This window comes from Gordonia sp. GN26, from assembly GCF_054823965.1.
The window spans coordinates 1-6,261 of record NZ_JSYC01000136.1 but is presented as its reverse complement, the minus strand read 5'-3'; the positions used below and the strand labels follow the sequence as shown (position 1 = coordinate 6,261).

Genomic DNA, 6,261 nt, shown 5'->3' with positions numbered 1-6,261 from the left:
TCTCGCCGGGGCACCAGGGATCGGTTGGGTCGACGGCCACGGGATCGTCTCCGACAAGCACGTCCGCGACCTCGCCCAGCGACCCGACGCAACCATCAAACCCGTCACCCCGGTACGCACACCACCGGCCCGCGTTGTCGCCGAGGACTCGGCCGGCACCTCCTCGAGTGATGCGGTGATCGTCTATCCCGGTGCGCAATCGGCCGATCCGTACCGGCCGACCACTGCCTGCGCGGACTTCGTGCGTGTTCGTGACGGTTACTGCACCGAACCCGGTTGCGGATGTTCGGCTTTCGACTCCGATCTCGACCATGTCACCGAGTACGACCGCACCAACCCTGCCCAGGGTGGGTCGACGTCGAGCGAGAATCTCAACGCCAAGTGCCGGTTCGGGCACCTGCACAAGACCTTCGGTGATTGGGTCGATGTCCAGTATCGCGACGACGAGGGTCGCCTGGTCACCGAATACCGCACTCCGGAGGGGTTCGTCATCCCCGGTGACGCCGAGAATCTCGAAGACTCGTTCCCGAACCTGCGCCGAATTCGCTACGAACAGCCACCCCAAGCCCCACCCACACCACGGGTCCTCACGGGCGACGACACCCCGCCCGCCACCAACCGGCTCGCACAAAAACACGCGCGCCGGCGAGCCGAACGTGCCCGCAACCAGCGGGAACGCGAGCGACGTCAGCAGATGGACGGACCTCCGCCCTTCTGAAGTCCTACTGACCTGAGTCGGTCCAGGAATCGGAATGCAGTCACTTGACGGAGGCTATGAATCCCTCCCGCGGGCGACGCTTGAGCGGTCATCGATCAACGCCCTCACCGGCACGACCGTCAGGAATCCGCCATGCCATTCGTCACCACGACCGACGAGGTCGAGATCTTCTACAAGGACTGGGGGAGCGGTCAGCCGATCATGTTCCACCACGGTTGGCCCCTCAGCTCCGATGACTGGGACGCCCAGATGCTGTTCTTCGTTCAGCAGGGTTACCGGGTCATCGCCCATGACCGCCGCGGCCACGGACGCTCGACGCAGGTCGGCGACGGCCACGACATGGACCACTACGCTGCCGACGCCGCGGCGGTCGTCGAACATCTCGACCTGCGCGACGTCATCCATGTCGGCCACTCGACGGGCGGTGGTGAGGTGGCCCGCTACATCGCACGCCACGGTGCCGATCGCGTTGCGAAAGCCGTTCTCATAGGGGCGGTTCCGCCGATCATGGTGCAGACCGAAGCCAACCCGGGTGGCCTGCCGGTCGAGGTCTTCGATGGTTTCCGCGACGGGGTCGCCGGCGACCGCTCGCAGTTCTACCTCGACGTCGCGTCGGGACCGTTCTACGGATTCAACCGCCCGGGCGCCGAGGTCTCGCAAGGCGTCATCTGGAATTGGTGGCGTCAGGGCATGGCCGGCAGCGTGAAGGCGCACCACGACGGGATCAAGGCGTTCTCGGAGACCGACTTCACCGAGGATCTGAAGGCCATCGGCGTGCCGACGCTGATCCTCCACGGTGACGACGACCAGGTGGTCCCCATCGCCGACTCCGCCGAACTGTCGGTGGAGCTCGTCCCCGGCGCGACACTGAAGGTGTATCCCGGTCTGTCGCACGGCATGTGCACCGTCAACGCCGCGACCATCAACGCCGACCTTCTCGACTTCTTCAAGAACTGACTCACCACCCCGAACGAAAGGCATGATCGTGAACACTTCTCTCGCACTCCCCGGCGGCACCTGGACTCTCGGCGATACCACCGTGACGCGCTTCGGTTACGGCGCAATGCAACTGGCCGGGCCGTGGGTGATGGGTCCGCCAGCCGACCCCGACGCGGCACGCGCCGTGCTCCGCGAGGTCGTCGAGCAGGGCATCACCCACATCGACACCAGCGACGCCTACGGACCTCGCGTCACCAACGAACTGATCCGAGAAACGCTGCACCCGTATCCCGAGTCGTTGTTCATCGCGACGAAGGTCGGCGCCAACCGGGATGCCGAGGGTGGTTGGCCGCCGGCGCGGACACCCGAGGATCTCCGTAAACAGGTCCACGAGAACCTCCGCGCCCTGGACGTCGAGGTGCTCGACCTCGTCAACATGCGGATGGGCGACACGCTGGGGCTGCAAGAGGGTTCGATCGCCGAGGGGATGGAAACGCTCGCCGACCTGCAGCGCGAAGGGCTGATCCGACACCTCGGGGTCAGCAACGTGACCGTCGAGCAGGTCGCGGAGGCACGCACCATCGCCCCGATCGTCTGCGTACAGAACATGTACAACCTCGCCCACCGCGACGACGACGCCCTCATCGACGAGCTCGCTGCCGACGGCATCGCGTACGTCCCGTTCTTCCCGCTCGGTGGATTCTCGCCGCTGCAGTCCGAAGCGCTGTCCGGCGTCGCCACGCGGTTGGGCTCGACGCCGATGTCCGTTGCGCTGGCATGGCTGCTCCAGCGCTCGCCGAACATCCTGCTCATCCCGGGGACATCGTCGAGCGCCCACCTGCGAGAGAACATCGCCGGTGCAGGACTGCAGCTGACCGACGACGACATCGCCGAACTCGACACCATCAGCGCCTGACGAGAACCGGCAAATAAGCTCGTGACTTCTCGCCGCACCGGGTGTAACACTGTAATCATGTAATACGCCCGCGCGAGGAGGCGGCCATGAGAAACGCACAACAGGGAAACCGAGGGCCGGGCGGTCGTCGAGGAGGTTGGCAGCAAGCCGAACTGCCCGACGCCGGAGACGCCGCCGCCTGGTTCGCCGGCCGCCTACCCGACGCGTGGTTCTCCGGACCGGCCGAGGTCACCGTCGACCGTGACGAGATCACCGTCATCGGAACGTTGGAACCTCCGGACACCAGCGACGATGCTGACGCACGGGCTGCAGCGCAGGGGCGGGCGGCGAGGTTCCGCGAGGACACCCGCTCCGAACGGATGTCGATCGCCGACGAGGCGCAGACCCGCTACGGCCGGAAGGTCTCGTGGGGTGTCGCCGTCGGAGACGAGCGAGTCCTCTTCACCCACCTCGCGGTACCGGTCATGACACGGCTCCGTCAGCCGGAACGGCGCGTTCTCGACACCCTGGTCGATGCCGGGGTCGCCCGGTCGAGGGCCGACGCACTGGCCTGGTCGGTCAAGCTCGTCGGCGCTCACACCGAGGAGTGGCTGGGCAAATTGCGTGCCGCAATGGACGAGGTGGACAACTTACGTGCCGAAGGTCCCGGTCTCTGACCGATTTTCGGGCCGGAGCGGGGATACTGATCCGATGCTGATCGGAATCCTCGCCGCCATCTTCGCGGCGCTCGCCTACGGAACGGCCTCGGTGCTGCAAGCACGTGGCGCGCAGAGCGTCGACGACACGGGTGCCGGGCCGGGTGAGGCGCCGTCGTTGCGGTCGACCATCGCGGCCATGCTGACGGTGGCGTTCATCGCGGGAATGGCGCTGGACGGCATCGGCTTTCTCGGCAACATGGTCGCGGCGCGGATGATCCCGCTGTTCCTCGCGCAACCGATCGTCAGCGCCAACCTGGTGGTGACGGTGGTGCTGGCGACGATCGTGCTGAAAGCGAAGCTGTCGCAGCGCGATTGGATCGCGATCGGCGTCGTCGTGGTGGCGCTGGTGCTCCTCGGGTTCGCCGCGGGCGACGAGGGACGCAAGCACGAATGGTGGCTGCACTGGGCCGTTCTCGCCGCGGCGGTGATCATCCTCGGTCTCGGAGCCGCGATCCTGCCGCGGATGCAGAGCCGGGTCGCCGTGCTGGCCGGCCTGTCCGGTGGTGTCCTGTTCGGTGTACTTGCCGTCGCGGTCCGAATCCTCGACGGCCTCGACCCCTTCGATCTCGGCGAACTCTTCACCGACCCGGCCCTGTACGCCATCATCCTGGCCGGGCCGGGCGGGTTCTACATGTTCACCGTCGCCCTACAGAAGGGAGCGGTGAGTGCGGCGTCGGCGTCGCTGGTGGTCGGAGAGACCGTGGTGCCGGGCGTGATCGGGATCGTCGTCCTCGGCGACACCGTCCGGGACGGGTGGGGGCCGGTCGCAGTGGTCGCGTTCATCGCCGCCGTCATCGGCGCGGTGGTCGTCGCCATGTCGCCGGTCGTCGAGGAGGTCGAACGGGCGGGGGAGAGCACACCGGTCGGCTGAACTGTGCCAGGTATGCCCCGGAAGCCGTCCAAAACCCGGCAACATCGGCATCATTACTGCTCATGCGCCTGATGCTGCGGTTCCTGGTGACGCTGACCTCTGTGATCGGCATGGGGGTCTCACTGTGCCTGGTGGCCCAACCGGCAACCGCCGCGCCGATGCCCAACCCGGTCGCGGCGCCGAGTCAACTGCCGTCGCAGGACCCCTTCTACGTCCCGCCGCGCGGCTACGAGAACCACGCGCCGGGTGCGATACTGCGCACCCGCCAGGTTCAACTCGGTTGGCGCGGAACGGATGTGCCGATCTCCGCGACGCAGATCCTGTACCGCAGCACGAACAACTTCGGCAACCCGACGTCGACGGTCACCACCGTCATCTCACCGCCGGGTGTCGGGCCGGGGGCACCGCGTCGCGTGGTGTCCTACCACTCCTTCTACGACGCGCTGGGCTCGCAGTGCGACCCGTCGTACACCCTGCGCGGCGGCAACATGTCCGAGCGGCCGATCGACATCAGCTTGGTCACCGGCCTGATGGCCGCCGGGTACACGGTGTCGGTGCCCGATTACGAGGGACGTGGTCTGCGCTGGACGATCGCGCGCGAATCCGGGTACGCCGCCCTCGACGGTCTCCGGGCGACGCTGCGTCAACTCCGTGCCCCCGCCCGCACGCCGATCGGACTGTTCGGTTACTCCGGCGGGTCAGTGCCCACCGGCTTCGGTGCGGAACTGGCGCCGAAGTACGCACCCGAGCTCAACATCGTCGGGGCAGCCGCCGGCGGAGTGGTCGTCGACCCCATCCACAATCTGGGCTACGTCAACGGCAAGAAGGACTGGTCCGGGGTCATCCCGGCGTTGATGGCGGTCTACAACGAGACCTACGATCTGAAGTTGGCCGGCTACCTGTCTCCGAAGGGCACTCGCATCCTGCGGCAGGTGGCCGGGCAGTGCATCGAACAGTTCGCCGACGGTTACCCGGGGCTCACCGACCGTCAGTTACTCAAGCCCGAGGTCGGCGGCATTCTCGGCGTTCCCGGTGCGCGCCGGGCACTTTCGCAGAACGAGATGGGAACACTCGGCACTCCTCGAGCGCCGATGATGTTGGGTGTCGGCAATTCCGACGGCACCGGCGACGGGGTGATGATCACGGCCGACGTCGCGCGTCTGGCCGGGAGTTATTGTCGCCGCGGAGTTCCCACGACGTTCGCCGAGTACCGAGGCCTGTCGCACACCCAGGCGTTCGTTCCCTGGAGCGTCGAGGCCTTCAGCTTCTTGGACAACCGGTTCGCCGGACGGCCGACGGGAGGCTGCTGAGGCAGCCGCCCGCCGGCATCGGGAATCACTCGGCGTCGGCTGAGGGATGCTTGTTGGTGCCGCCGTCGGACACCTCGAAGTTCTTCCACTCGCCGTTGTCATGGACCTGCATGACGGTGCCGAGGCTGTCCTCGGGCGCGGCGACGGTCTTGAACCAGTCGTATGCACTGGTGGCATCATCGAAATCCTTCTCCTCGATGACCTTTTCGTCGGAGCCCACGACGCGGTACTGAGCCATGTTCTTCTCTCCTCACTGTCGGGTTCGACCAGGGCGCCTCTGATGTGGCGCCTCTCTCGACCGTAGTCATCTGCCTACCCAGGCCCGCCCGGCCGCAACCATCGACGTCGGATCGTGCCGGCCGACAACGCGTCCATAACGATCGCGGATGGCGGGGTTTGGGCCCTGATCAGCCGAGCACACGTAACAGGGCGCGGCAGGCCTCTTCGCATCGTCGACAGACCTCTGCGCAGATCCGGCAGTGCTGATGCATGTCGGCGTGCTTCGCGCATTCGTCAGCGCAGTTTCCACATGCGATGGCACACGCTTCCAGGGTCTCCCGAACCACTGCGATACTGCCCTCGGTGCGTCGGAGCAGCACTCGTTCGGTGATCGAACACAGGTCGGCGCAGTCCAGGTCGGCACGAATGCACTCGACGAGGTGCTCGACGCCGCTCTCGCCGAGGCAAGCGTCCGCGCAGGAGGTGCAGGCCTGTGTGCATTCGGCGCACGCCTCGATGCAGGCGGCGAGCACAGCGTCGTCGATGTCGTCGCGCACAGGGTGAAACGCCCCGGGTTTGTCGGAGGCTCT

General features: G+C 66.6%; 8 protein-coding genes. 6 read left to right on the top strand and 2 right to left on the bottom strand.

Annotated features, from left to right (window positions below; genetic code table 11):
• The 6 genes from OK17_RS20035 to OK17_RS20010 form a co-directional block, all read left to right on the top strand.
• Positions 1 to 718, top strand: a 718-nt coding sequence (locus OK17_RS20035; RefSeq protein ID WP_461418506.1) for an HNH endonuclease signature motif containing protein, incomplete at its 5' end; no start/stop codon positions are given.
• A 132-nt stretch (positions 719 to 850) separates the two neighbouring features.
• Complete coding sequence (locus OK17_RS20030) at positions 851 to 1,675, top strand: alpha/beta fold hydrolase (RefSeq protein ID WP_006867039.1); 825 nt, start codon at positions 851 to 853, stop codon at positions 1,673 to 1,675.
• A gap of 22 nt (positions 1,676 to 1,697) precedes the next feature.
• Complete coding sequence (locus OK17_RS20025; protein WP_461418505.1) at positions 1,698 to 2,573, top strand: aldo/keto reductase family oxidoreductase; 876 nt, start codon at positions 1,698 to 1,700, stop codon at positions 2,571 to 2,573.
• A gap of 86 nt (positions 2,574 to 2,659) precedes the next feature.
• Positions 2,660 to 3,229 carry a hypothetical protein gene (locus OK17_RS20020; RefSeq protein ID WP_461418504.1) on the top strand — a complete coding sequence of 190 codons (570 nt, stop codon included), beginning with the start codon at positions 2,660 to 2,662 and terminating at the stop codon, positions 3,227 to 3,229.
• Between the two features lie 34 nt (positions 3,230 to 3,263).
• Entirely contained in the window at positions 3,264 to 4,142 is an 879-nt protein-coding gene (locus OK17_RS20015; RefSeq protein WP_232717521.1) for a hypothetical protein, read from the top strand.
• Positions 4,143 to 4,204: 62 nt separating this feature from the next.
• Entirely contained in the window at positions 4,205 to 5,452 is a 1,248-nt protein-coding gene (locus OK17_RS20010) for a lipase family protein (RefSeq protein ID WP_461418503.1), read from the top strand.
• A gap of 25 nt (positions 5,453 to 5,477) precedes the next feature.
• On the opposite strand, the gene OK17_RS20005 is transcribed toward OK17_RS20010, so the two are convergent.
• Together OK17_RS20005 and OK17_RS20000 are read right to left on the bottom strand one after the other, a co-directional pair.
• Positions 5,478 to 5,690: a hypothetical protein gene (locus tag OK17_RS20005; protein ID WP_461418502.1), complete on the bottom strand. Its 213-nt coding sequence runs from the start codon at positions 5,688 to 5,690 to the stop codon at positions 5,478 to 5,480.
• A gap of 169 nt (positions 5,691 to 5,859) precedes the next feature.
• Positions 5,860 to 6,228 (bottom strand): four-helix bundle copper-binding protein, encoded by a 369-nt coding sequence (locus OK17_RS20000; protein ID WP_461418507.1) that lies wholly within the window; start codon positions 6,226 to 6,228, stop codon positions 5,860 to 5,862.
• Between the last annotated feature and the right edge of the window lie 33 nt (positions 6,229 to 6,261).